Source organism: Pseudogemmobacter sp. W21_MBD1_M6 (genome assembly GCF_052119585.1).
Classification (GTDB): Bacteria; Pseudomonadota; Alphaproteobacteria; order Rhodobacterales; family Rhodobacteraceae; genus JBGQOJ01.
In genome coordinates, this window is record NZ_JBGQOJ010000001.1 from 479,704 (window position 1) to 503,939 (window position 24,236).

The following is a 24,236-nucleotide window of genomic DNA, read 5'->3' on the forward strand; positions in this document are numbered from 1 at the left end:
CCTGGCGTTTCACCCTTCAACATAAGCGCCAAGGCGCAAACTACTAGGTCAGTCGCGTGCCTTTCGGCAGGTCGAACCCGCGCAGGAATTCGGACTGTTCCATCGGGCGTTTGCCTTCGCGCTGCGCCAGCGTCACCTCGACCGCGCCCTGACCGCAGGCAATCACCAGCCCGCCCAAAACTTCGCCCGCCGCACCTTCGCCGTCGCACGGGCGGCTTGCCAGCAGCTTTAGCCGCTCTCCGCCCGCCATGCACCATGCCCCCGGAAAGGGCGAGAGACCGCGAATAAGCCGGTCAACCTCGACCGCCGGTCGGGTCCAGTCGACGCGCGCCTCGGCCTTGTCGATCTTATGGGCATAGGTCACGCCGTCTTGCGACTGTGGCTCTGGCGTCAACTCGTCCAGCCGCGCCAACGCCTGAACGATCAGATCCGCGCCCAGCGCCGACAGCCTGTCGTGCAACTGCGCGGTCGTTTCTTCCCGACCGATGTCGACAGCCTGGCGCAGCAGAACCGGCCCTGTGTCCAACCCTGCCTCCATCTGCATGATGCAGACGCCGGTTTGCAAATCCCCCGCCATAATCGCCCGGTGAATGGGCGCGGCACCACGCCAGCGGGGCAAAAGGCTGGCATGGATATTCAGGCATCCGCGCTTCGGCGCGTCCAGAACCGCCTGCGGCAGGATCAGACCATAAGCCACCACAACGGCGATATCCGCGCCCAACGCAGCAAATTCCGCCTGCGCTGCGGGTGTTTTCAGACTGACAGGATAACGCACCGGCAATCCCAGCGCTTCGGCGCGGGCCTGCACCGGACCGGGCCGATCCTTTTTGCCACGGCCCGCAGGACGGGGGGGCTGGCAATACACCGCACAAACCTCGTGACCGGCATCGACCAGCGCATCCAGAACCGGCACCGAAAACTCCGGCGTGCCCATGAAAACAACCCGCATCAGCGCAGCTTCCTTGCTTTGCGCAGGAACATGTCGCGCCGCGTTTTGGACAGGTTGTCGAAATACATCCGGCCGTTCAAATGGTCGATCTGGTGCTGGACGCTGGTCGCCCAAAGTCCGACAAAATCCCGGTCCTCGACCTCGCCCGTCTCGTTCAGAAACCGCACCGTCACCGCCCGAGGACGAGAGATGACAGCAGAGAAACCGGGCAAATTCGGGCTTGCCTCGTCATGCTCTCTCATCACAGCGCTGGCATGCAGAACCTCGGGGTTTGCCATTTTAACCGCCTGCCCGCGTTTATCGGAGCAATCCACAACCGCCAGACGCTGCATCACCCCGATCTGCACCGCCGCCAGCCCGACGCCCGGCATCGCATCCATCGTCTCGATCATATCGGCCCAGATCGCACGGATATCGTCGGTCACCGCATCCACAGGGGCGGCCACGGTTTTCAGCCGCTTGTCGGGGTATGACACAAAGGGACGGATCATTCCGGCACCGGATAATCTATGCACAGACGCCCGTCCAGATGGTCAAGCTCGTGCTGCACGCAGGCGGCAGGAAAGCCGTCGAACCACTGTTTTTGCATTGTCCCATCCAGATCATACCAGCGCAACGTCACTTCTGCCGGACGCTCTACCATGACCTTGCGACCGGGGATCGACAGACAGCCTTCCTCGAAGGTTTTCAACGCACCGGACCGGCCGACAATCTCGGGGTTCACAAATACCATCGGGTTCGGCGCGCCGTCTTTCCAATCGGTGTCCATCACGAAAACCCGGCGGCGCACACCGATCTGCGGCGCGGCAAGACCGCGCCCCGGCGCATCATACATCGTATCCAGCATGTCGCCCGCCAAACTGCGCAGATCGGCGCTGAACACCAGAACGGGCGCGCAGACCTCGCGCAGAACAGGGTCCGGCAGGGAAAGGATCGGCCAGATCAAGTGCGCGCCATTTCGCGCTTCAGCTTTACCATTTTACGGGTAATCATCTGGCGGCGCAGCGGCTTGAGGTAATCAATGAACAGCTTGCCGTTCAGGTGGTCGATTTCATGCTGCACACATGTCGCCCAAAGTTCTTCAAAGGTCTCTTCCTGCGCCCCGCCATCGAGGTCCATCCAGCGCACGGTGACAACGGCGGGCCGCTCTACCTCGCCGTATTGTTCGGGGATCGACAGGCACCCTTCATCATAGATGCTTGTCTCGTCCGAACTCCACACCACTTCGGGGTTCAGCAACACCATCGGGCGCGGGGCCTCGCCCTCTTTCTTGACGCAATCCATGACGATCACGCGGTTCATCACGCCGATTTGAGGCGCCGCCAACCCGATACCGGGCGCGTCATACATGGTGTCCAGCATATCGGCGGCCTGCAGACGCACCTCGTCTGTGACCTGTATAACAGTGTCAGCGCGCTTTTTCAGCCGCGGGTCGGGATGGATCAGGATCGGTCTAACGCTCATGCCATCCGATTTAGGCGATGATTCACTTTGGTGCAATCACCCTTGCACCCAAAATCTGGTCGGCTAGCTTGGGCACAAATCACGGAGATTGAACTTATGACGCTGGATACCGCTGTGACACCGTCGATATTCGACACCATCATCGACCGCAAAGGCACCCATAGTTCCAAATGGGACACCATGGAAAAGAACTATGGCGTCTCGCCGGTGGACGGCATTGCCATGTGGGTCGCAGATATGGATTTCCGCCCGCCGCAATGCGTGCAGGATGCGGTGCAGGCTATGGTCGATCACGGGGTCTATGGATACTTCGGTGACTATGGCGACTATAACGCCGCAATCCAGTGGTGGATGAAGAACCGCCATGGCTGGCACATCGACCCCGCCTGGATCTTTACAACCCATGGCCTGGTCAATGGGACGTCCATGTGTGTCGAAACCTTCACCGCACCGGGTGACGGGGTCGTGCTGTTCACCCCCGTCTACCATGCCTTTGCCCGCGTGATTAAGGCCGCAGGGCGCGAGGTGGTGGAATGCCCACTGGCGCAGAACGACGGGCGCTATGAAATGGATTTCGACGCCTATGATGCGCGGATGACGGGGCGCGAAAAACTGGTGATCCTGTGTTCGCCACACAACCCCGGCGGGCGCGTCTGGTCAAAGGCCGAACTGCAAGGCGTCGCCGATTTCTGCAAACGGCACGACCTTGTTCTGGTGTCGGACGAAATCCATCATGACCTTGTGATGCCGGGCCACAAACACACGACGATGGCGCTGGTTGATCCTTCGATCACGGACCGCCTTGTGGTGATGACCGCCACCACAAAGACCTTTAATATCGCGGGCGGCCACACCGGCAATGTCATCATCCAAGACCCCGATCTGCGCGCACCCTTTGCGGTCAAAATGGCCGCCTTCGGGATTTCCGCCAACTCCTTCGGTCTGATCATGGCCACCGCGGCCTATTCCCCCGAAGGCGCGGAATGGGTAGACGAACTGGTGATGTATCTTGACGGCAACCGCCGGATCTTTGACGAGGGCATCAATGTCATCCCCGGCCTTGCGTCGATGGACCTGGAATCGACCTATCTGGCATGGGTCGATTTCGAAGGCACAGGCATGTCGCCGGACGAGTATCTTCGCCGGGTAGAGCAGGACGCAAAGATCGCAGTGAACCATGGGCCCACGTTCGGCAAAGGCGGCGAGACCTACTTGCGGTTCAATATCGCCTGCGCCCGTTCCGTTGTTGTCGATGCGGTAGAGCGGATGCAAAAGGCCTTTGGCGACCTTCAGTAGGTCATGCTGAAATATCTGGCCCGCCTGTTCAGCCTACTGTCGCTTCTGGCGATTACGGCAATGGCGGGCCTTGTCCTTTACAACCGTCACGCCCCGCCTGTTACCCCGTTGGTCCGTCTGACAGACCCGATCGACCGGATCGTCGTCGAGAAATCCGCCCGCCGGATGACGCTTTATCGCGGGCAGGATGCGGTGCGCATCTATGATGTCGCCCTTGGGTTCACGCCTGAAGGCGACAAGACCCGTCAGGGCGACGGCAAAACGCCAGAAGGCCGGTTCGCCGTCAACCGCCGCAACGGGGCAAGCCGCTATCACCTGTCGCTGGGCATCAACTATCCCGAAGCGGCCGATATTGCCCGCGCCCGTGCGGGTGGCTTCGATCCCGGCGGCGACATCTTCTTTCACGGCCAGCCGAACGGTTTTCCCGCGTCGATGACCCTGCGGCGCGATTGGACGGCGGGATGCATCGCCTTGTCCAACGCCGAAATAGAAGAGCTTTGGCGCGTCACCCCGATCGGCACGCCGGTCGAGATCAGGCCCTAGCCTGACCCCCTATTCTGCCGAAACCCGCGCCACCCGCCCGCCCGACAGCGGCACGATCCAGACCTCGTCCATCGGATACGCGCTTTCATTCTTGGCGCGCAGCCTACGGATCACCTCTATCTGGAATTCGATCCACCCCATGCGGTGAACGGTTCCCGCGATCTGCTCGATCTTTGCGTTCAGGTCGCGCAGTTTCCAGAACGGCACCGCCGGAAATGTATGATGCGCCGTATGGTATGGCATCTGCCAGCACAGCCAGCGCATCACCGCATTTGTGCGGGTAGATCGGGTATTCTCCAGAATATCCGCCTCGTGGCTCAACCCCAGATGCTCGATGGTGTTCTGCAACTGATGGACAGGTTTCGTCAGAACCATCGGGATGATCCAGAAGGTCAGCGCGGCCCATGACCCGGTGAGGACCGACACCAAGACAATCGCGCCGTATCCCGCCAGATGCCAACGGCTTTCGCGGATGATCCTGGTCTCTTCGCCCGGCTTGATGAACGGTTCCAGAATGATGCCGCGCGCGCGCCGAACCACGCCAAACACCCGGTTGCGCCAATAGGTGACGCCGAACAGCCACAGCAGATAGCTGGCCAGCGTATAAGGCTCTCGCACCAGTTCGCCGTCCCGTTCCCAATCCTGCGTGTATTGATGATGCGCGAAATGCATGACCTGATCGCAGTCGCGCGGAAAGATCATGATGAACCCGATGATCCGCCCGAAAACCTCGTTCGGCTTTCGGGTTCTGAACACGGTCGCGTGGCTGAGTTCATGCTGCGCCGCGTAAAGAAAGTTTACCAGAACCCCCAGCACAAATCCCGTCAGCAGCACCATCCAGGTGCCCGTCACATACCAATGTGCACCTGCGGCAATGGCAATCGCCCCCAGGTGACTGCCCATCTGCAATCCGCCGCGAAGATCGGGCCGCGCGGTCAGAACCCGCAATTCGTCCGGCGTCAAAAGTCTGCGTCTGGAAAAATGTGCTTCCATGTCCAGCCCCTTGTTCAGGTTCATCAAAAGGCTAACCCGACCGGGCAATCCCGCAAAACGGAACCCGTCATGCCCTTCGCCAAAACCCCGGCCCTTAGTGCCCGATCAGTGCGACCGGCGCATTCTCATCACGGAAAAAATCAACCGGCGCGGAATCGACTGCGGCGGTTCTGCGCTTGAACTCATAGCTCATCTCGCCTGCCTCCTCGGACGAGGCGACAATCAGGCACTGGTACACATGGCGCGCGGAATCGTAGATATCCACCAGACCGCGCAAATGTGGCGCATCACTTGAATCCAGCGCGAACCCCGTCGCCCACATGCGGCGCACCGGATAAATCTCGTCTCCGACATGGACACGCAGCCGCGCCTTACGGTTCAGGTCAATCTTGCGGGCCTGTTCCAGCCCCTCTCGCACCTCTTTAGGTAGAAAATCTGTCATGCTCGCAGCCTCCCCACTGCACCAACAGGATGGACTACCATTCATTTCCGTCAAGTTAAGGTTTTGAAACAGAACGAAATATACCCTTGAAACCCTTATTTTTCTACCACTTTGGGCCGCAGCACATGGGGTTTTGCAGGATCATACAGCGCGCTATCCTTGAAATCATGGCCCTCGGCAAGCGCCGGACCAACAAGAATCAGCGCCGTGCGCGTGATCTTTTCCGCCCGGACCTTTGCGTGGATGTCTGCCAAAGTCCCCCGCAGAAACATCTGGTCGGGCCAGCCAACGCGGTAGGCCACAACCACAGGGCAGTCTGCCCCGTAATGCGGTGTCAGCACACGCTCGATCTCGCGCAGGTTGCGGATACCAAGGTGAATGGCAAGCGTCGCGCGGGTGCGGGCAAAGTTTTCCAGCGTTTCATGTTCCGGCATAGACGTCGATTTCATCGAGACCCGCGTCAGCACGATCGACTGGGCGATCTCTGGAATGGTCAGCTCCTGCCCCAGCGCCGCCGCGGCAGCCGCATAGGCGGGCACGCCCGGAATGATCTGATAGTCGATCCCGTCTGCCTTCAGGCGCCGGATCTGCTCTGCGATCGCGCCATACAAAGATGGATCACCCGAATGAACCCGCGCCACGTTCTGTCCCAGCTTATGCGCCGCCAGAATTTCGGCATGGGTGTCGTCCAGCGTCATGGACGCCGTATCCATCACGCGGGCGCCCTGTGGCGCGTTTGCGACCACCTCGGCTGGCACCAACGATCCGGCGTATAAACACACAGGGCATTCGCCGATCACGCGCTGCGCCTTGACGGTCACCAGTTCGGGGTCGCCGGGGCCTGCGCCGATAAAGAAAACCGTCATGCCAGATCTCCATCAATCTTTCGCGCATATCCGCGCGGCGTATACATGCGCGGGCCTTCGCCCAACTGCGCCAGTCTGGAGTTCGAGGAACCAACAAGAACCACCGTCAGCATGTCCACCTCGTCCACCTCCAGCTCTGATAACTTGCGATAGCGGATGTGCTCCTCTGGTCGCCCAAGACTGGAGGCCAGCATCACAGGTGTATCCGCCGGGCGATGCTGCAACAGGATCTCGCGTGCTTCCGCCAGAAGCGTGCGGCGACGCAGGGACACGGGGTTATAAAAGGCGATGACAAAATCACCCTGCGCGGCGGCGTTCAGGCGCTTGATGATATCCTCGCGCGGGGTCAACAGATCGCTAAGCGAGATGGCGCAGAAATCATGCCCCAAAGGTGCGCCAGCCCGCGCCGCCGCCCCTTGCAAGGCCGACACACCGGGCGAGCAGACCACGTCGACACGTCGCGCCGCGTCTGACACCCCCAGTTGTTCGGCGCTGCGGTCCAGCAATTCGAACACCAGCGCGCCCATGGCGTAAATCCCTGCGTCGCCGGAACAGATCAACGCAACATTCCTGCCCTTGCCCGCCTGTTCCAACGCATAGCGGCAGCGATCTTCCTCGCCGCCCAGCGGAAAATCGGAACGCGCCTTGCCAGAGGCCAACGGCCCGAGCAGATCAATGTAAAGACCGTACCCAACCAGTTCCTCGGCCTCGGCGATCAACCGGCTTGCCTCTGGTGTGCGCCACGCGGCCTGACCGGGGCCAATGCCAATCACGGACAGCCGCCCGCGCGACCGGCCCGCATGATCGGTGATCGGGTCCGGGGCCCGCGCAATGGCGCAGGTCGTGTTGGCGGTTTTGGCCTTGGGCACGACCAGCGTTGCGGCCTTGCCCGCCGCCGCCAGCGCCGCCCCTTCGGACACACCATGGCACCCGACCTCTGCAAAAACCACATCCGACGGATTGGCAAGGCGTCCGGCCTCGGTCTCCAGCTCTGCCGCCGTGAACAGCCGCAAGGGCACGCCAAGTCGGCGCGCGACCTCGTTCATCGCAGGCTCGTCGCCTTTCAGGTCAATCGAATTGACCGACGCAATCGCGCCCCCGCCAATGCCCGCCTGTGCCAAAGTGGTTTGCACCAGCGACCACAGTTCCTCTGGATCGGCGTTCCGCGCACACCCAACCCCAAGCGCAAAACGCTGCGGGTGATAGACAAGGCAGGTTTCGGACCCGGCCAAAGGCGCTTCGGTCACGTTCAACTCCACCGCACCGGCATCGTCAGACGCCAGATCAAAGATCGCCTCACCACGCACCTTGGCCCTGGCCCCGCCCAACAGCGCGGCCATCACAGCCTTGGCGTCCAGCGGATTGGCCAGCCGGTATCCCACAGGCGGCTCGTCCAGTGCGACGCCCATCGCCACATCGCCCGCCGTCGTCACAGCGGCCTTGCCGCCCAGGGTTTCGGCAATCTGCCGGGCCAGACGGTTCGCGCCGCGATGCCCCCCCAGCAGCGGCACAATAACGGACCCGTCGTCGCTGACGGCAACAACCGGCGGCTCTGCCCGCTTGTCCGACAGGATCGGGGCGACGGCACGGATCAGGATGCCCGCCGCGCAGACGCCGATCACCGGTGTGCCGCTTGCAAACAGCGTGCGCGTATACTCCAGCGCGTCGGGGAAGAACGCGTCGGCCTGATCCACGCGCCCGTCACGGCCATGCACCTCGGCACCCAGCAATTTCGCCACGCGGTGGGCCACGGCCTCGCCCGAGCGGGACAGGCATAATACAACGGGTTTTACAGCCACGGATCGGCCCCTTTTGTCACAAGTATCATTGAAAAATACGGGGCCTTTGCGGGCGCATCCGCCAGTGGCAGGCGCACCTCGTTCGGCAAGGTCGCCCGTTCGATATAGGCGGCGTGTTGCGTCAGGTTCAGGTCGTCCAGAACGCTGCGGATTTTCGCAAGATGGCGCCCGACTTTCATGATCACGATGCTGTCGGCGCCTTTGATGCGGTCGCGCAGCGCGTCTTCGGCCAGGGGGCCGGGGATCACCGTCAGCACCTCGTTGCGCGCCGCCAACGGCATGCCCTGCGCCGCCGCACAGGCGGTCATGGATGTCACGCCGGGCACGACCTCGACCTTGAACCGGTCAGACAGCCGCGCAAACAGATACATAAAAGAGCCGTAAAAAAACGGGTCTCCCTCACACAGGCACACAACATCGCGCCCCGCGTCCAGTTCCAATGCGATCTTGGCCGCGCCGATATCATAGGCCGCCTGCGCAGGCGCGCGGGCCACGGTCATCGGCACCTCCATGACAATCTCGTGGGCATCCGCAGGGATAAACGCCGCCGCGATAGACCGCGCAAAACTGTCGCCGCCGGCAAGGGACGGATAGGCGATCACCTTGGCCCGCGTGATCAGCCGGTGTGCTTTCAGCGTCAACAGATCCGGGTCGCCCGGACCCAGACCGACGCCATACAATGTGCCCTTCATCGCTTTACAAGGCTCCATTGCGTGACCGGCATCAGGGGGCGCCATCCGGTCAGCGGCCCGACAGGTTCGGCACGGTTGACCTGAAGCTTCACAAGCTGCCCGCCGTGGGTTTTGTACAGCTCCAACAGCACCGCCTCGCTTTCCAGCGTCACCGCATTGGCCACCAACCGGCCAAGCGGGCGCAATGCGGACCATGCGGCGGCAAACGTCTCGTGGCTTAGCCCGCCGCCGATAAAGATTGCATCGGGCGCGGGCAAGCCTTGCAGTGCTGCGGGCACAGTGCCGTCAATCAATTCCAGCTTGGGCGCGCCCAACGCCATCGCATTGGCGGCGGCCATCAGGCGGCGGTCGGCGCGGGGTTCGATCCCGATCGCGCGGGCATATCGCGCCGCGCGCATCCATTCGACCGCGACAGAGCCGCAGCCGCATCCGATATCCCACAACAATGCCCCCCGCATCGGCATCAGCTTGGCAAGCGTCGCCGCGCGGACCTCTTGCTTGGTCATTGTGCCGTCATGCTGGAACAAATCGTCGGACAATCCCGGCACGCGCGGCAGCAGCGCCGCATCGGGTGCCGCCACGCATTCCACGGCCAAGGTATTGAAGGCCGGCACAACGTGATCCCATGTCGCAGCTACGCCGTCGAACCGCGCCTCGTCCTTGCCACCCATCGCCGCCAGAACCGTCATCCGGCTTTGCCCGAACCCGCGCTGCGTCAAAAACTGGGCTATTTGCGCTGGTGTTTCCGCACCCGTCGTCAAAATAAGCAAGTTTTGATCGGGTTGGATAAAGGCGATCATCTGCTCGACCGGACGACCATGCACAGTCAGCGTCTCGACATCGGGCAGCGACCATCCCATGCGGGCAGCAGCCAGTTGAAACGCCGAAAGCTGTGGATGAAACACGATATCGTCGGCGGGCATCGCCCGACCGATCCGCGCACCGACCGAAAACCAAAGCGGGTCACCGGTGGCCAGCACAACAACCCGCTTGCCCTTAAGTCCCTTCAGCGTCTCGACCAGCGCATCAAAGGGGGACGGCCAGGCGATACGCTCTGCCGTCAGATTGTCCGACAGCCTGTGGTGCCTGTCACCGCCGACGATTACCTCTGCCGCCTCGACAACGGCGCGGGTTGCGGGCGTCAGCCCGTCCATCCCGTCTTCGCCGATGCCAACGATATGAAGCCATGCGGTCATTGGGTGATCTCCGGTAGGCCAGCGGCAAGCGCGTTCACCGCAGCAGAGGCAATCGCCGACCCGCCCCGACGCCCGCGAAGGGCAACAAAATTACAGCCGCGCGGGTTGGCGACCAACTCTGCCTTGCTTTCGGCGGCCCCGACGAACCCCACAGGAAAGCCAAGGATGATCGCGGGCCGGGGCGCACCCGCGTCGATCAGTTCCAGCAAATGAAACAGCGCGGTGGGGGCGTTGCCGATGGCCACAACGGCCCCCTCCAGCTTCTCCGCCCATAGTTCGACCGCGGCCGCCGACCGGGTGTTGCCGATGGCCTTGGCACGGTCCGGCACGCTTGCGTCGTTCAGCGTCACGATCACCTCGTTGCCCGCTGGTAAATAGCGGCGGATGATCCCTGCGCCGACCATTTCGCAATCGCACAGAACCGGCGCGCCGGACAGCAAGGCCGCATGCCCCGCCGCATAGGCATCGGGCGAATAGGCCAGACGGTCGGCCACCTCGACCATGCCGCAGGCATGGATCAAACGGATCGCGACAGACTGCATCCCCGCATCGAAACGGTCCAGATTTGCCTCTGCCCGCACCGTTGCGAAACTGGCCGCGTAGATTGCCGCCGGATCACGCTCATAGGGGCGCATCAGGATTTCTTGCTGCGTGCGCTTTCCGGTCCATGCGGATGCTTGGCGTGCGGATAGACGGCGTGAACATGGTCATGGGAATGCCCGTGGTCATGGTCGTGGCTGTGGCTGTGGTCGTGGCTGTGGTCGTGGTGATCATGTGAATGCCCATTGTGATGTTCGTGACCGTGATCGTGCTCATGGTGATGATGCTCTGCCACCTCCAGCCGACACTCCCCCGTGCAGAAGGTGTCGCACAGCACACAATCCGCCACGTTGGAGCCCGGCGCATTGGCTCCCTGCCCTTCGACATGGTGATGATGGCTTTCCTGAACCGCGCCGACCTCTGCCTCGAACCCCAACACTTGCGTCCGGTATTTGCACATCGCGCAGTTGGGTGGCGGAATCTCTCCGACCTGTTCGGTGATCCGTTCGGCAAAGGTTGCAAGCACCTGATCGTGGTCGTTCAGATACCCGGCCTTCACGAATTGCAACTCGGGATGCTGTGCGGCCACCTTGTCGGTAAATCCATAGATCCGGTCGATCAGGATGCCGGTGAACAGGAAGTAGGGGAACACGACAATGCGTTTGTATCCCAGCCTGCTCACATGCTCCAGGCACGGTTCGACCAGGGGAAAGGTCACGCCGGAATATCCGACCTCGCACCAGCCAAACCCCATGCCTTCCTGAATCATCCGCGCAATCTTGGACACATTGCCATTGGCATCGGGATCGGATGCGCCGCGCCCGATGACCACAAGGCAGATCTCTTCGTTCGGGATATGGCCCATTTCGGCATTGGCGCGGTCCAGCGCCTCTTGCACGCGGGCGCCGGCGGCTGCGATCATCTTTGGGTCAACGCCCAGCTCGCGGCCATAGCTGACCTCGATCCCATGCTTGGCGGCATAGGTATTCAGCACGGTGGGAATGTCGTTCTTGGCGTGCATCGCGGCGAACAGCATACCGGGCACGGCAAGGATCTTGTCACAACCCTGCGCACGCAGCTTGTCCAGACCATCGCGGATCACGGGGTTGGCAAATTCCAGATACCCGTATTCGCAGGGCCAATCGGGCGGCAGAAAGGCGGGCAGCTTTTCCGCAAGAACCGAAAATTCGTCCACAGCCGCCTGGCTGCGGGACCCATGTCCGCAAATCATCACACCAATTTTGGTCACTTATGCCTCCTGCGGCTTGTCATCTGCGGCGGACGTATCGCCCTCGGCCTCGGCCTCGGCCTCTTCGCGTCTGCGCTTGCCTTTCAGGGTCTGCCAAAGGGCAATTCCGGCGGCGGCACCAATCGCGACACCGGCGATCCAATGGTTATGGCCGGCCACCTCGGCGATATGACCGGTGTGCGCATGGGCGGAGCCCGCCAGCATCAGCGCGATCATGGAAATCAGGGTTTTCATCGTCTACGTCCTTTCATCCGTCCCGAAGGCGCAAGAGGGAAAGGCACGCATCCTTTGACGACGCTGCACGTGATCCCCGTTTTGGGTCGATCGTGTGCAACCACCTCTTCGGCCCTTCGGGGCTTCGTCTGCTGTCGGTATAGGCACCCCGCCCAAAGCGTGCAAACGGATTCGCGGCGGACCAGCGGTTGATTGCGACCCCTGCTTGATCCCGCCCGACTGTGCATAAATGTCAAGCACCCTGCGCGCCCATCGGGGTTTTATGCAAGGTTGCACAGGCTTAGGTCTTCACTAACCGAAAAAGGAGGCACGTATGGGCCAGTTGATAAACGGCGTCTGGGATGACGCATGGTACGACACGAAATCATCGGGTGGTAAATTCGTCCGATCGACCGCTGCGTTTCGGAACTGGGTTACCAAAGACGGAAGCGCGGGCCCAAGCGGCGAAGGCGGATTTGCGGCGCAAAGCGGACGCTATCACCTTTATGTGTCCTATGCCTGCCCCTGGGCCCATCGCACCCTGATCTTTCGCGCCCTGAAGGGGTTGACCGATCACATCACCGTATCCGTCGTGCACCCCGACATGCTTGGCGATGGCTGGACCTTCGATGACAGCTATGCGGGCGCAACCGGCGACACACTTTACGGTCTGCCCTTCGCCCGCGACATCTACATCAAGGCAAAGCCGGACGTATCCGGTCGGGTAACCGTTCCGATCCTCTGGGACAAACAGCGCGAGACGATCGTTTCCAACGAATCTGCCGAAATCATCCGCATGTTCAATTCGGCCTTCGACGAGTTGACCGGCAACACCGACGATTATTGGCCCGAAGATCTGCGCGACGCAATCGAGCCGGTCAACAGCCGCATCTACAGCACGGTCAACAACGGCGTCTACAAGGCGGGATTCGCCACAACGCAAGGGGCCTATGACGAAGCGGTCATCGCCCTTTTCGACAGTCTGGACTGGCTGGAACAGCGTCTTTCAACGCGCCGCTACCTATTGGGCGACAGGATAACAGAGGCGGACTGGCGGTTGTTCACAACCCTTGCAAGGTTCGATTCCGTCTATCATCTGCATTTCAAATGCAACCGCCGCCGGATCATAGACTACCCGAACCTTTGGGCCTACACGCGCGAACTATTTCAATGGCAAGGCGTCGCAGAGACAGTCAACCTTGACCATATCGTGCGCCACTATCACTACAGCCACGATACGATCAATCCGAACAGGATTATCCCGATCAACCCGATTCTGGATTGGGATGCACCGCACAATCGCGGTTAACCATGGGTACCATAATGCTCGACCATCGCCGCCAGATCCTCTGGCGGCGTTCGCGTCGGCAGATAGGCGCAGGCGTTGCTGATGTGCTGAAAGATCGACCCGTCGGAAAAGAATGTCGTGTTGGTCACAAAGATCACCTTGGCCAGCGGACAGCGATAGGCGGCAAAATCGGCCACCGCAAAGGCGCTGCCGCCCTCGATCACCAGATCAAGAATGATGATGTCGACCTCGGCGCTGGCCAAAGCGTCAATCGCTTCGTCCTCTTGCGTGACAAGGGTAACCTGCGACCCGCCTCTTTCCAAATGGCGTTTCCACAGCCACCCCAATGCAGGGTCGCTTTCCGCAATTAAAACTCGCATTTGACTCTCCGCATGTCAGAACTTTCAGACCGACACACCGTTCCCGCCGTTTTTGTCGTCGTTTTTTGTCGCCGTATTTTCAGTAACACTACCTAACAAGGTGTTAACAAATCCCTAACCCGTCTTCATATTTTCCGGCTCTGTTGCCTTTCTCGCCAGAATCCGCTTGATACGGTCCGAAAGCACGAGGGCACCCATGACCACCTGGATCACAATCTGCGACACCTGCAAGCGCGAGGGCTGGGAAACGACCGGCATGCAGCAGACCGACGGCGAGGCGCTGGCCGCCCTGATCGAGGCGCGCGCAGGCGATACCGTCAAAACCCGCCGCGTGTCTTGCCTGATGGGGTGCACACGCGGCTGCAACGTGGCAGTGCAGGCGCAGGGCAAGCTGAACTATACCCTTGGCGATTTCACCCCCGACGCAGACACCGCTCAGGCCATTGTCGACTATGCCGCCCTGCATGCGCAAAGCGAAACAGGTCAGGTGCCCTACCGCACATGGCCGCAAGGGGTGAAGGGGCATTTTGTCACCCGCCACCCGCCGCTGCCGACCGACGAATGATATCCCTATCGCGCGATCATGGCGGCGGGCTTGATGCCGCCGTTACCCGGTTCGGCGGCAGCCGCGACCGTTGGACAGATCTGTCCACCGGCATCAACCCGGTGCCCTATCCGGTGCCGGACCTGCCCGCCGACTCATGGACCGCCCTGCCCGATAAAGGCGCTATGGCCGCGCTGGAACAGGCCGCGCGCGCCTTCTGGACCATTCCCGACGGGGCCGCCGTTCTTGCCATGGCCGGTGCCTCCGGCCCGATCGCGCTGATCCCGCGCCTTGCCCCGGCAGGCACCGTCGACATTCCGGGGCCAACCTATAACGAACACGCCGCCGCATTCGTCGCGGCCGGGTGGCAGGTGGGTTCCGCGCGCGCCTCTGCCCGCGTCGCGGTCCATCCGAACAACCCCGATGGCCGCCTCTGGACAGCCGCGATGCTGCCCGATGACGCCCTGACTATCATCGACGAAAGTTTTTGCGACGTGGCGCCGCAGGCCAGCCTGATCCACCTTTCGACCCGCCCGAATACCCTCGTGCTGAAAAGCTTCGGCAAGTTCTGGGGGCTGGCGGGCCTGCGCCTTGGCTTCGTGATTGGCGACCCGATCCTGATCCGGCATCTACACGATATGGTCGGGCCCTGGCCCGTGTCGGGCCCTGCCCTGACAATCGGCACCGCCGCACTGCGCGACACAGATTGGGCCAGTGCGGCGCGCGACAGGCTGAAAACCGACAGCCGCCGCCTTGATGACCTGATGCAGTCCAAAGGGGCCACGCCCTTGGGTGGAACCACCCTGTTCCGCCTCTACGACACACCCGACGCCAAAGCAGTGCAGACGCAACTTGCCACATCGCACCTCTGGTCGCGCATTTTTCCCTATTCGAGCACATGGGTGCGTCTTGGCCTGCCCGCCCCCGACCAATGGTCGAAACTGGAAAATGCCCTGTGACGCTTCTGCAAATCCTGCTTCTGGCACTGATCCTTGATGCCCTTCTGGGAGAGCCTGACTGGCTTTGGTCACGCCTGCCGCACCCCGCCGTCCTGATGGGCCGACTGATCGGCTGGACCGACCGCACCCTGAACACTGGGTCGCACAAAAAGCTGAAGGGGGCGCTGACGATGGCCACCCTTGTCATCGGCGCATGGTCGCTCGGAACGCTCATTACCATGTTGCCCGGCGCAGGGCTGATTGAGGCGGTTCTTGCCGCAATCCTTTTCGCCCAGAAAAGCCTGTGCCAGCATGTCGCGGCCGTGGCCGACGCCCTGCGCCTGTCCCTTCCCTCGGGGCGCACTGCGGTTGCGCGGATCGTCGGGCGGGATGTGGCCGTGATGGACGAGACCGGCGTCGCCCGCGCCGCCATCGAAAGCGCCGCCGAGAATTTCTCGGACGGCCTTGTCGCGCCGGTCTTCTGGTTCCTGCTGCTGGGTCTTCCGGGGCTTCTGGTCTACAAAATCACCAACACAGCCGACAGCATGATCGGCTACCTCACCCCCCGCCACCGTGACTTTGGCTGGGCCGCCGCCCGATTTGACGACCTTCTCAACTGGGTGCCCGCCCGCCTGACAGCGGGGTTGTTCGCACTGGTCCATGGCCGGTTCGACGCAGCCCCCCTGATCCGCCGGGATGCGCCGCTTCACCGCTCTCCCAATGCGGGCTGGCCCGAGGCCGCAATGGCCATCATCCTGAACCTGGCCCTCGCCGGTCCGCGCAGCTACGAGGGCAGGCTGCAAACCTTCGCCTTCGTCCACCCCGAAGGCCGCCACACTGCAGGGCCCGACGATATCGACGCCGCGGTCCGCACGCTCTGGCGCAGTTGGGCCGCCATCGTTGCGGCACTCGTCATCACAATGCTGTTCTGACCCTTTGCCGGTGGGCCGCAGGCTGTTACGCTCGCGGTAGTTTTTACAAAGGGGTTTCCATGCGCATCGGTTTTGCCACTGCTGTTTTTCTTGCCACAACCACCATCGCAGACGCCAAATGCGGCGGAGATTTCGCGGGCTTTCTGGGCGGCATCAAACAAGAGGCCGTCGCAAAAGGCTATCCTGCCGCGACTGTAGACAGGTTTCTTTCAGCCGCGCGGCAAGACCCCAAGGTACTGAAAGCCGACCGGTCGCAGGGCGTGTTCAAGAAAACCTTCAACGATTTCGCCAAATCCGTGATCAGCCAGAACCGGATGTCCAACGGCCAGAAGAATGCGCAGAAATACGCATCGACCTTTAAACGCGCCCAAGCCGAATACGGCGTCCCGCGCGGGGTTTTGTTGGCCTTCTGGGCGCTGGAAACGGATTACGGCGCGGTTCAGGGCGATTTCAATACTCTCAACTCGCTCCTAACCCTCAGCCATGATTGCCGCCGCCCCGACCTGTTCCGCCCGCAGGTCTTTGCGGCACTCGAACTCTACCAGCGCGGCGATTTCGACCCCGCGACGTCTAAGGGGGCCTGGGCCGGAGAGATCGGCATGGTCCAGATGCTTCCCGAGGATATCATTCGCAACGGGCAGGATGGTGACGGTGACGGCCACATCAACCTGAAAACCTCCGCGCCGGATTCCCTGATGACAGGCGCCAAAATGCTGCATGGCCTCGGCTGGCGTGCGGGCGAACCCTGGCTGCAAGAAGTCGCGGTGCCCTCAAATCTGGATTGGGCCGAAACGGGCCTCGATTCGACCAAATCCGTGGCGGAATGGACGAAGCTCGGCGTAAAACCGCGCGGCGGCGCGTTGGGAAATCCCGGCCTCAAGGCTTCGATCCTGTTGCCGATGGGGCGCAAGGGGCCTGCCTTCCTCGCCTACCCCAATTTCAAAGTCTATTTCGAATGGAACCAAAGCTTCGTCTATGTGACCACCGCCGCCTATTTCGCCACGCGCCTTGAAGGGGCACCCGCCTTTACCCTTGGACAGCCAGATCCGGCCCTGTCCGACGGAAATATGAAGTCGCTTCAGCAAAAGCTGGCCAAGCGTGGTCACGACGTCGGAAAAATCGACGGCATTCTGGGCGAAAAAACCCGCGAGGCCGTCCAGAAAGAACAAACGCGCCTTGGCCTTCCGGCAGATGCCTGGCCAACGACAGCCTTGTTGAACGCGCTCTAGGTTTCTTACGTCTAAAATATCCCCGCCGGAGGCGAAAAACTTTTAACAAAAGTATTGCCTTCGGCGAGAGTATTTTGACCGAGAAGATGCGGATCACGCGACCAGTGCCGCAGCCTTTTTCAGGTCGACAGAAACCAGTTGGCTGACCCCTTGCTCTGCCATCGTCACCCCGAACAACCGGTCCATCCGCGCCATCGTCACCGCATGGTGGGTGATGATCAGGAACCGTGTGTTGGTCTGGCGCGTCATCTCGTCCAGCAGGTCGCAGAACCGCGTAACATTGGCGTCGTCCAGGGGCGCATCCACCTCGTCCAGCACGCAGATCGGCGCGGGGTTGGCAAGGAACACGCCAAAGATAAGCGCCAATGCAGTCAGCGTTTGTTCGCCACCCGACAGCAGCGACAGGGTGCTTAGTTTTTTGCCCGGTGGCTGGCACATGATTTCCAGACCAGCCTCCAGCGGATCATCGGATTCCACCAGAACCAGCTTGGCGTCCCCGCCGCCGAAAAGATGGGTGAACAGAAGGGTAAAGTTCGCGTTGACCTGCTCAAAGGCCGTCAGCAAACGCTCGCGGCCTTCGCGGTTCAGACTGGCAATGCCCGACCGCAGCGCTTTGATCGCCTCTTCCAGATCGGTTTTTTCCGTGACCAGAGTGTCATGCTCTTGCTGCACGTCCCTGGCGTCTTCCTCGGCCCGCAGGTTCACGGCCCCCAAGGCGTCGCGCTGCCGCTTCAGCCGGTTTACATCGGCATCTATGATCTCGGCTTCCGGCATGTTGTCAGGGTCGCAGTCAAGCGTCTCCAACAGCTTTTCCGGCGTCGTCTCCTGGGCCTCGGCGATCCGCTCCTCGGCATAGGTCACGGTTTCCCTTGCGGCATCGGCGCGCGCTTCTGCCCGCGCACGCGCCTCGCGGGCCTCGCTGGCGGCGCGTTCTGCATCCCGTTCCGTCTGTTCCGCATCCCGCAGGGCGGTTTCCGCCTCGACCAGCTTGTCTGCCGATGCACGGCGGCGCGTCTCTGCCACGTCGATCGCATCGGCCAGCTCTTCGCGCTTCGCCGCAATCTCCTCGGGTGCGGCGCTTGCGTCTTTCAGCTCTTCCTCGGATGCGATCTTGCGCTCCTGCAACTCTGCGATCCGCTTTTCTGCGGTCTCCAGTCGGTGCCGCCAGCCGCTGATTTCCTTGGTCACTTCCTGGCTGCGCTTCAGGCGGGCCTCGCCCTCGCGGCGGATTTCATCGTGGGCGGACCGCTTGGCAAGCATCGTCATGCGTGACGCCTCGACCGTCATCTTGACGTCCTCGACCAGCGCCCGCGCGGTCGCAAGGTCGTCCAGTCCGGCCAGCCCTGCTTCGGCCTCCCTCAGGGTTCGGCGGGCGATCATCGCCTCTTCCTCATAGCGTTTCACCGCCAGCCCCAGCGATTCAAGCTTGCCACCCGCGATGCTTTTGTCGGCTTCGGCGCGCGACAGAGCGCGGCTGGCATCGGCCTGCATCCGGTCGGCCTCGCGGCGGGCAGTACGGGCATCCTGATCGGCGCGGCTCAGGTCCGCCAGTCGCGCCGTCAGATGCTCGTGCGCCTGTCGCGCACCGTCGGCCTTGGCGGCAGCCTCTTCCAGATCCCGCTTCAGCTCGACCAGACGGTTCAACTGCTGCAACCGCAGCGCGGCGGCGCTTGGCGCATCTTCGCCACCGGCGCGGAAGCCGTCCCAGCGCCACAAATCACCCTCGAGACTGGCCAGCCGCTGCCCCGGTTCAAGGCTGGCCTGCAAGCGCGCGCCATCGGCACGGTCCACCAGCCCCACCTGTCCCATGCGCCGCGCCAGAACCTCTGGCACGCTCACGAAATTCGTCAGGGCAAGAACGCCCTCGGGCAGCCCCTGTGTCGTCGCGTATCCAGGCAACAGCGCCCAACCGGATGCGCCATCACTGGCAATCGACGGCGCCTTCAGGTCGTCCGACAACGCGGCACCCAACGCCTTTTCATATCCCGGCTGGACCCGCACATCGTCCAGAACCTGCCCGCCTTCGGCCGTATCGCGCTGCACCAGCCTGGCCAGCGCATTGACCTCGGCCCGCAGGGCGTTCGCCTCGCCTTCCGCCTCGGACCGCCGGGCGCGCACATCCGCCTCGCGGGCCTGGCCTTCGGCACGGGCCACTTCCGCCTCGTGCAGGGCGATCTCGGACGCCTCTGCCGCGTCGATCGCCGCGGCCTGCGCATCTTCCGCGATGATGAAATCCTCAGACGCTTTTTCAAGCGCGGCGGCGGCCTCCGCGGCGCTGGCACGGGCGCGTTCGGCATCGGCCTCGTTCCGCTCCATCGTCTTGCGACTGTCATCCAGCAGGCGTTGCGCGGATTGGTGACGCGCGGACAGACGCGCCACATCCTCGGTCATCTCTGCCATGGTGTCTTCGCGGTCCTGCAACACGCTTGCCGCCTCGCGGGACGCATCCGACGCCGCCTCCAGCTTGTCGGCATGACCTTCGCTGGCCTTGGCAAGCTGGCCCTGTTCCCACTCCAACCGGCTGATGGTTTCGCCCGCATCGCGGTTCAGGCCCGCCTCGCGCTCCATGTCGTGGACCAGTTGGCTGATCCGCGATTCAAGCGTCTGGATCATCTGAAGCGCGCGTGCTTCCTGATCCTTCAGCGTATCGCGCTGCACCTGCAACCGCTGCAGAACCGCCGCTGCAATCGCCTCTTCCTCGCGCAGGGGCGGCAGGGCGCCATCGCGCAGAATGCGGTCTTTGCCTGCGGCGCGCGCGGCAAGTTCCGCCTGACCGGCCAGCTTTGTCTTGTCCAGCAGATCGGTCGAGGTCAGCAACCGCGCCTCGTCCGCCTCGCGCCAGCGACGATACAGCAACATCCCTTCGGCGCGGCGCAACTCTGTCCCGATCTCGCGGTATCGCGCCGCTTGCCGCGCCTGTCGCGCCAGTTGCGCCAATTGGTTCGCCAACGCCTCGATCACATCATCGACGCGGGACAGATTGGTTTCCGCGCCTTTCAGCTTCAGCTCTGCCTCGTGTCGCCGCTGATACAGGCCGGAAATGCCCGCCGCCTCTTCCAGAATGCGCCGCCGCGCCTTTGGTTTTGCGTTGATCAGTTCCGAAATCTGCCCCTGCCGCACCAGCGCGGGCGAATGTGCCCCCGTAGAGGCATCTGCGAACAGCATCTGCACATCGCGGGCCCGCAGGTCTTTCGCGTTCGCCTTGTAGGCGGACCCCGCGTCGCGGGTGATCCGGCGGACAATCTCAAGTTGGTCGGCATCATTGAATCCCGACGGCGCAAGCCGGTCGGAATTGTCGATGGTGATGACCACCTCGGCGAAATTCCGCGCCGGCCGCGTTGCCGCACCGGCAAAGATCACGTCCTCCATGCCGCCGCCGCGCATGGCAGAGGCACGATTCTCGCCCATGACCCAGCGCAGGGCCTCCAGCAGATTGGACTTGCCACAGCCGTTCGGCCCGACAACGCCGGTCAGCCCGTCGGCGATCAACAGATCGGTCGGGTCGACAAAGCTTTTGAAGCCATTCAGGCGAAGTCTCGAAAACCGCAAAGAGCGTAACCGTCCATGATTCCCAGTGGTCACAAATCTTTTGCGCAGGATGCGCCCCTGTCAACCGCCAACCCCCGCATATGCCCCGAACCCGCCACTTATCCACAAAATATTGGGCCTGACTGCAATGCGCCGGAACACTCCGCCGCAAACGCCGCCTTTGCGGTCGGAATCGGCCTTGACCCGTGCCCCCGTATCGCGGCACAAGTTAGGGGTATGGTTCCCCGCACGGGCGCAAAGCGTCTGGGGATCAATTGGGAATGTGGAGCCGGAGACCCAAACAGGGGCCGAAAGCCACAGCCGCCCCCGCGACTGTAAGCGGCGAGCGCGCGTCAACCAGCCACTGGGCATCTGCCCGGGAAGGCGACGCAGCGTGACGACCCGCGAGCCAGGAGACCAGCCATACATCATTTTGACCGATCCGTCGGGTGTGACGGACTATGGAGTAGATTAAGATGACAACGATGAACACAGCCGCCGTTCGTGGCACATCTGACATCCTGCCGATTGCCGGAGCAATCGTCGCGGGCCTGTTCCTGCTGTTCTTCGCAGGTTTCGCGCATGCCAATTCCGTGCACAACGCAGCCCACGACCAGCGCCACTCGATGGCCTTTCCCTGCCACTAACCCATGACCCGTCATGTGTTTACCAGCGCGTTGTTCGCTGGATTGGCCGCAGGCGTGCTTGCGGCCATGCTTCAATTCGTCTTCGTGATTCCGTTCATTCTTGAAGGTGAGCTTTATGAAACCGGGGCGCGCATCCACTTTGCCGTGGACGGCAGCACCCAAAGCGCGGCAGGAGCCCCCGCACTTGGCTTTGACCTGAACCGACACGGGCTGACGGTTGCTATGAACCTGATCGCCTATTCGGGGTTCGGCCTGCTGATGGTTGCAGGCTTTGCCCTTGCCGAACGGTTCGGCCACAAAGTGACCACACGTCAGGGACTTCTTTGGGGGCTGGCGGGCTTCATCGCCGTGCAACTTGCGCCCGCCGCAGGGTTGCCGCCGGAACTTCCCGGAACCATCGGCGCCGAGATCTTGCCCCGCCAGATGTGGTGGACCTCGACCGTCGCGGCAACGATCGGCGGGCTGGCAGTTCTGGCCTATGGGCGCGGGCCACTGTTGATCGCTTGCGGGGTGGCACTCCTGCTTGTGCCGCATCTGATCGGTGCGCCGCATCTCGACACCTACTTCGGCGTCGCCCCGCCCGAACTCGCGGCGCATTTCGTCGCCCGCAGCCTTGGTGTCGGCGCCGCCAGCTGGGCCCTGCTGGGTGTTATCGCCGCTTATTTCTGGTCACGCCCCGTCGTCGCCTGATCCGTCCGAAAAGGAACCCCCCCAATGTCGCAGAAAATACCCGCCACGGTCGTCACCGGCTTTCTTGGTGCTGGCAAAACGACACTTATCCGCCACATGCTGCAAAACGCCCAAGGCAAACGCATCGCGCTGATCATCAACGAATTCGGTGATCTTGGCGTCGATGGTGATATCCTGAAGGGGTGTGGCGTCGAAACCTGCACCGACGACGACATCATGGAACTGTCGAATGGCTGCATTTGCTGCACCGTCGCCGACGATTTCATCCCGACGATGCAAAAGCTGCTGGACCGGCCCAACCGCCCCGATCACATCGTGATCGAGACAAGCGGTCTGGCCCTGCCGCAACCCCTTGTCCGCGCCTTCAACTGGCCGGAAATCTCGACCCGTGTCACGGTCGATGGCGTGATTACCGTTGTCGACGGCAAGGCGGTCACCGAAGGCCGGTTCGCCCATAACGTCGCCGCCGTCGATGCCCAACGCGCGCTTGACGAAAACCTCGACCATGAAACGCCCCTGTCGGAACTCTTTGACGACCAGATCGCCTGCGCCGACATGATCGTCGTCAACAAATCCGACCTGCTGACCACAGCCGAGGTCGAAACCCTGATCGCGCAGCTCAAATCCGACAGCCGCAGCGGCGTTCAGGTGGTCAAGGCCGCGCATGGCGCTTTGCCGATCGACGTTCTGCTGGGTCAGGGCATCGGGGCCGAAACCGATCTGGACGCCCGCCACGAGGTGCATCATCACCATCACCATGACGACCACGAGGATGACGATCACGACGACCATCACCACCACGATCACGGCCATGACGAATTCGAATCCTTCGTCGTCACCCGCACCGAAATCGCCGATCCTGCCGCCTTTGCCCGACAGGTTGCCGATGTGATCCGCGCCCATGACATCCTGCGCCTCAAGGGCTTCGCCGCTGTCGCGGGCAAACCCATGCGCCTGACGCTTCAGGCCGTCGGCCCAAGGGTCGATACCTATTTCGACCGCCCCATTGCCGCAGACGAAGCCCGCGAAACCCGCCTTGTGGTGATCGGTGAAACCGGCCTTGACCGCGCCGCAATCACAGCGGCCCTCTGCGCGTGACGCTCGCGGTCCACATCGGCGATCCAAGGTCGGCAGGGGGCACAGCCCTGCTGACCGCCAGCCGCGCCTACATGGAGGCGCGCTATCCCCCCGAGCACATGTTCGCCCTGTCGATCGACGCGCTCTGCGCCCCCTCGATCACCTTTTTCATCGCGACGCTTGATGACAGGGCGGCGGGCTGCGTCGCATTAAAGGCGCAAGACGGCTACGGCGAGGTCAAATCAATGTTCGTATCCGATGCCGCACGCGGCGCAGGCGTCGGCGCCGCCCTGATGGACGCACTGATGGCGCAGGCAAAGGCATTGGCCCTGCCCGTTCTGAAACTGGAAACCGGAGACGATCTTGACCCGGCACACCGGCTGTATCAGCGGCACGGCTTCGCGTTCTGCGGACCGTTCGGCGACTATGTCGAAGGTCCGCATTCGCTGTTCATGGAAAAGCGCCTGTGATCAGGCGGCTTTCCTCACGCCTTGCCAGCCTCTTCGGCCTTGCGCTTGGCGGTTGCCGCCATACGGGCCAGCAGCTCTGCCTTCGATGCCGCTTTGCCAGAGGTGACATTGGTGCCGCCGGGCATGTTCTTTTCTTCCCAATGCGGCGCGTTCTTGCTGCCCCGTTGGGTCTTGATCTTGGAATAGTCCATGGCGCATCTCCTGTTTTGATCAGCGTTCCCCGCTCCCGTGCCGCAATGCGGGCCATCTTGCAAGTGAAAGTCGCGATCTG

At 62.2% G+C, this 24,236-nt stretch carries 27 protein-coding genes and 1 riboswitch; of the genes, 11 read left to right on the forward strand and 16 right to left on the reverse strand.

Translation table 11 applies throughout. The annotated features are described in order from the left end of the window. Positions 1-43 precede the first annotated feature (43 nt). From fmt to def (ACEN2R_RS02275), 4 genes are read right to left on the reverse strand one after another with little or no spacing between them, the layout of a single operon-like run. Positions 44-949, reverse strand: a complete 906-nt coding sequence (gene fmt, locus ACEN2R_RS02260) for a methionyl-tRNA formyltransferase (RefSeq protein ID WP_442038781.1) — start codon at positions 947-949, stop codon at positions 44-46. Then, positions 949-1,440 carry a peptide deformylase gene (gene def, locus ACEN2R_RS02265; protein ID WP_442038783.1) on the reverse strand — a complete coding sequence of 164 codons (492 nt, stop codon included), beginning with the start codon at positions 1,438-1,440 and terminating at the stop codon, positions 949-951. The genes fmt and def (ACEN2R_RS02265) overlap by 1 nt, the downstream gene beginning before the upstream one ends. Beyond that, on the reverse strand, positions 1,437-1,895 hold the full coding sequence (gene def / locus ACEN2R_RS02270) for a peptide deformylase (RefSeq protein ID WP_442038785.1): 459 nt from the start codon (positions 1,893-1,895) through the stop codon (positions 1,437-1,439). Before def (ACEN2R_RS02270) ends, def (ACEN2R_RS02265) begins: the two co-directional genes overlap by 4 nt. Continuing rightward, positions 1,892-2,413 carry a peptide deformylase gene (def, locus tag ACEN2R_RS02275; RefSeq protein WP_442038787.1) on the reverse strand — a complete coding sequence of 174 codons (522 nt, stop codon included), beginning with the start codon at positions 2,411-2,413 and terminating at the stop codon, positions 1,892-1,894. The genes def (ACEN2R_RS02270) and def (ACEN2R_RS02275) overlap by 4 nt, the downstream gene beginning before the upstream one ends. Positions 2,414-2,509: 96 nt before the next feature. Here def (ACEN2R_RS02275) and ACEN2R_RS02280 point away from each other — a divergent pair, with 96 nt between their 5' ends. Then, the gene (locus ACEN2R_RS02280; RefSeq protein WP_442038789.1) at positions 2,510-3,709 is read left to right on the forward strand and encodes a MalY/PatB family protein; all 1,200 of its coding nucleotides are present in this window, start codon (positions 2,510-2,512) and stop codon (positions 3,707-3,709) included. Positions 3,710-3,712: 3 nt separating this feature from the next. Next, complete coding sequence (locus ACEN2R_RS02285; protein ID WP_442038791.1) at positions 3,713-4,252, forward strand: L,D-transpeptidase family protein; 540 nt, start codon at positions 3,713-3,715, stop codon at positions 4,250-4,252. 9 nt (positions 4,253-4,261) lie between these two features. Here ACEN2R_RS02285 and ACEN2R_RS02290 read toward each other — a convergent pair whose 3' ends face one another. The 9 genes from ACEN2R_RS02290 to ACEN2R_RS02330 all read right to left on the reverse strand — a co-directional run bounded on the left by ACEN2R_RS02290 (position 4,262) and on the right by ACEN2R_RS02330 (position 12,263). Beyond that, positions 4,262-5,245 (reverse strand): fatty acid desaturase, encoded by a 984-nt coding sequence (locus tag ACEN2R_RS02290; protein ID WP_442038793.1) that lies wholly within the window; start codon positions 5,243-5,245, stop codon positions 4,262-4,264. Positions 5,246-5,339: 94 nt separating this feature from the next. Continuing rightward, the gene (locus ACEN2R_RS02295) at positions 5,340-5,687 is read right to left on the reverse strand and encodes a hypothetical protein (RefSeq protein ID WP_442038795.1); all 348 of its coding nucleotides are present in this window, start codon (positions 5,685-5,687) and stop codon (positions 5,340-5,342) included. A gap of 95 nt (positions 5,688-5,782) precedes the next feature. Continuing rightward, complete coding sequence (gene cobM / locus ACEN2R_RS02300) at positions 5,783-6,553, reverse strand: precorrin-4 C(11)-methyltransferase (RefSeq protein ID WP_442038797.1); 771 nt, start codon at positions 6,551-6,553, stop codon at positions 5,783-5,785. After that, entirely contained in the window at positions 6,550-8,352 is a 1,803-nt protein-coding gene (gene cobJ / locus ACEN2R_RS02305) for a precorrin-3B C(17)-methyltransferase (protein ID WP_442038799.1), read from the reverse strand. Before cobJ ends, cobM begins: the two co-directional genes overlap by 4 nt. Further along, entirely contained in the window at positions 8,343-9,044 is a 702-nt protein-coding gene (cobI, locus tag ACEN2R_RS02310; protein ID WP_442038801.1) for a precorrin-2 C(20)-methyltransferase, read from the reverse strand. The genes cobJ and cobI overlap by 10 nt, the downstream gene beginning before the upstream one ends. Beyond that, positions 9,041-10,240 carry a precorrin-6y C5,15-methyltransferase (decarboxylating) subunit CbiE gene (gene cbiE, locus ACEN2R_RS02315; protein ID WP_442038803.1) on the reverse strand — a complete coding sequence of 400 codons (1,200 nt, stop codon included), beginning with the start codon at positions 10,238-10,240 and terminating at the stop codon, positions 9,041-9,043. Before cbiE ends, cobI begins: the two co-directional genes overlap by 4 nt. Continuing rightward, positions 10,237-10,875, reverse strand: coding sequence for a precorrin-8X methylmutase (locus tag ACEN2R_RS02320; protein WP_442038805.1), 639 nt, complete (start codon positions 10,873-10,875; stop codon positions 10,237-10,239). Before ACEN2R_RS02320 ends, cbiE begins: the two co-directional genes overlap by 4 nt. Further along, positions 10,875-12,011, reverse strand: coding sequence for a sirohydrochlorin chelatase (locus ACEN2R_RS02325; protein ID WP_442039465.1), 1,137 nt, complete (start codon positions 12,009-12,011; stop codon positions 10,875-10,877). Before ACEN2R_RS02325 ends, ACEN2R_RS02320 begins: the two co-directional genes overlap by 1 nt. Positions 12,012-12,029: 18 nt before the next feature. Continuing rightward, positions 12,030-12,263, reverse strand: a complete 234-nt coding sequence (locus tag ACEN2R_RS02330; protein ID WP_442038807.1) for a DUF6732 family protein — start codon at positions 12,261-12,263, stop codon at positions 12,030-12,032. 313 nt (positions 12,264-12,576) lie between these two features. Here ACEN2R_RS02330 and ACEN2R_RS02335 point away from each other — a divergent pair, with 313 nt between their 5' ends. Continuing rightward, a complete protein-coding gene (locus tag ACEN2R_RS02335; RefSeq protein ID WP_442038809.1) occupies positions 12,577-13,551 on the forward strand; it encodes a glutathione S-transferase family protein in 975 nt (324 codons plus the stop codon). Here the strand turns inward: ACEN2R_RS02335 and ACEN2R_RS02340 are convergent. After that, complete coding sequence (locus ACEN2R_RS02340; RefSeq protein ID WP_442038811.1) at positions 13,548-13,910, reverse strand: hypothetical protein; 363 nt, start codon at positions 13,908-13,910, stop codon at positions 13,548-13,550. The genes ACEN2R_RS02335 and ACEN2R_RS02340 overlap by 4 nt on opposite strands. Positions 13,911-14,106: 196 nt before the next feature. On the opposite strand from ACEN2R_RS02340, the gene ACEN2R_RS02345 reads away from it, so the two are divergent. The 4 genes from ACEN2R_RS02345 to ACEN2R_RS02360 are packed head-to-tail and all read left to right on the forward strand — an operon-like array spanning position 14,107 to position 17,553. Beyond that, entirely contained in the window at positions 14,107-14,475 is a 369-nt protein-coding gene (locus tag ACEN2R_RS02345; RefSeq protein WP_442038813.1) for a DUF1636 family protein, read from the forward strand. Beyond that, positions 14,472-15,413: a threonine-phosphate decarboxylase gene (locus ACEN2R_RS02350; protein ID WP_442038815.1), complete on the forward strand. Its 942-nt coding sequence runs from the start codon at positions 14,472-14,474 to the stop codon at positions 15,411-15,413. The genes ACEN2R_RS02345 and ACEN2R_RS02350 overlap by 4 nt, the downstream gene beginning before the upstream one ends. Beyond that, positions 15,410-16,324, forward strand: a complete 915-nt coding sequence (gene cbiB / locus ACEN2R_RS02355) for an adenosylcobinamide-phosphate synthase CbiB (RefSeq protein WP_442038817.1) — start codon at positions 15,410-15,412, stop codon at positions 16,322-16,324. Before ACEN2R_RS02350 ends, cbiB begins: the two co-directional genes overlap by 4 nt. A gap of 59 nt (positions 16,325-16,383) precedes the next feature. Further along, the gene (locus tag ACEN2R_RS02360; RefSeq protein WP_442038819.1) at positions 16,384-17,553 is read left to right on the forward strand and encodes a lytic murein transglycosylase; all 1,170 of its coding nucleotides are present in this window, start codon (positions 16,384-16,386) and stop codon (positions 17,551-17,553) included. 93 nt (positions 17,554-17,646) lie between these two features. Here the strand turns inward: ACEN2R_RS02360 and smc are convergent, their stop codons facing one another. After that, positions 17,647-21,102, reverse strand: coding sequence for a chromosome segregation protein SMC (gene smc / locus ACEN2R_RS02365; protein ID WP_442038821.1), 3,456 nt, complete (start codon positions 21,100-21,102; stop codon positions 17,647-17,649). Positions 21,103-21,302: 200 nt separating this feature from the next. After that, positions 21,303-21,521: riboswitch (cobalamin riboswitch) on the forward strand. A gap of 36 nt (positions 21,522-21,557) precedes the next feature. On the opposite strand from smc, the gene ACEN2R_RS02370 reads away from it, so the two are divergent. Genes ACEN2R_RS02370 through ACEN2R_RS02385 form a run of 4 tightly spaced genes read left to right on the forward strand, consistent with a single transcriptional unit; the run spans position 21,558 to position 23,965 of the window. Then, the gene (locus tag ACEN2R_RS02370) at positions 21,558-21,728 is read left to right on the forward strand and encodes a CbtB domain-containing protein (protein ID WP_442038823.1); all 171 of its coding nucleotides are present in this window, start codon (positions 21,558-21,560) and stop codon (positions 21,726-21,728) included. Between the two features lie 3 nt (positions 21,729-21,731). Next, positions 21,732-22,418, forward strand: a complete 687-nt coding sequence (locus ACEN2R_RS02375) for a CbtA family protein (protein WP_442038825.1) — start codon at positions 21,732-21,734, stop codon at positions 22,416-22,418. A 24-nt stretch (positions 22,419-22,442) separates the two neighbouring features. Then, entirely contained in the window at positions 22,443-23,516 is a 1,074-nt protein-coding gene (cobW, locus tag ACEN2R_RS02380; protein WP_442038827.1) for a cobalamin biosynthesis protein CobW, read from the forward strand. After that, a complete protein-coding gene (locus ACEN2R_RS02385; RefSeq protein ID WP_442038829.1) occupies positions 23,513-23,965 on the forward strand; it encodes a GNAT family N-acetyltransferase in 453 nt (150 codons plus the stop codon). The genes cobW and ACEN2R_RS02385 overlap by 4 nt, the downstream gene beginning before the upstream one ends. Positions 23,966-23,979: 14 nt before the next feature. Here the strand turns inward: ACEN2R_RS02385 and ACEN2R_RS02390 are convergent, their stop codons facing one another. Then, the gene (locus ACEN2R_RS02390; RefSeq protein ID WP_442038831.1) at positions 23,980-24,156 is read right to left on the reverse strand and encodes a hypothetical protein; all 177 of its coding nucleotides are present in this window, start codon (positions 24,154-24,156) and stop codon (positions 23,980-23,982) included. Positions 24,157-24,236 lie beyond the last annotated feature (80 nt).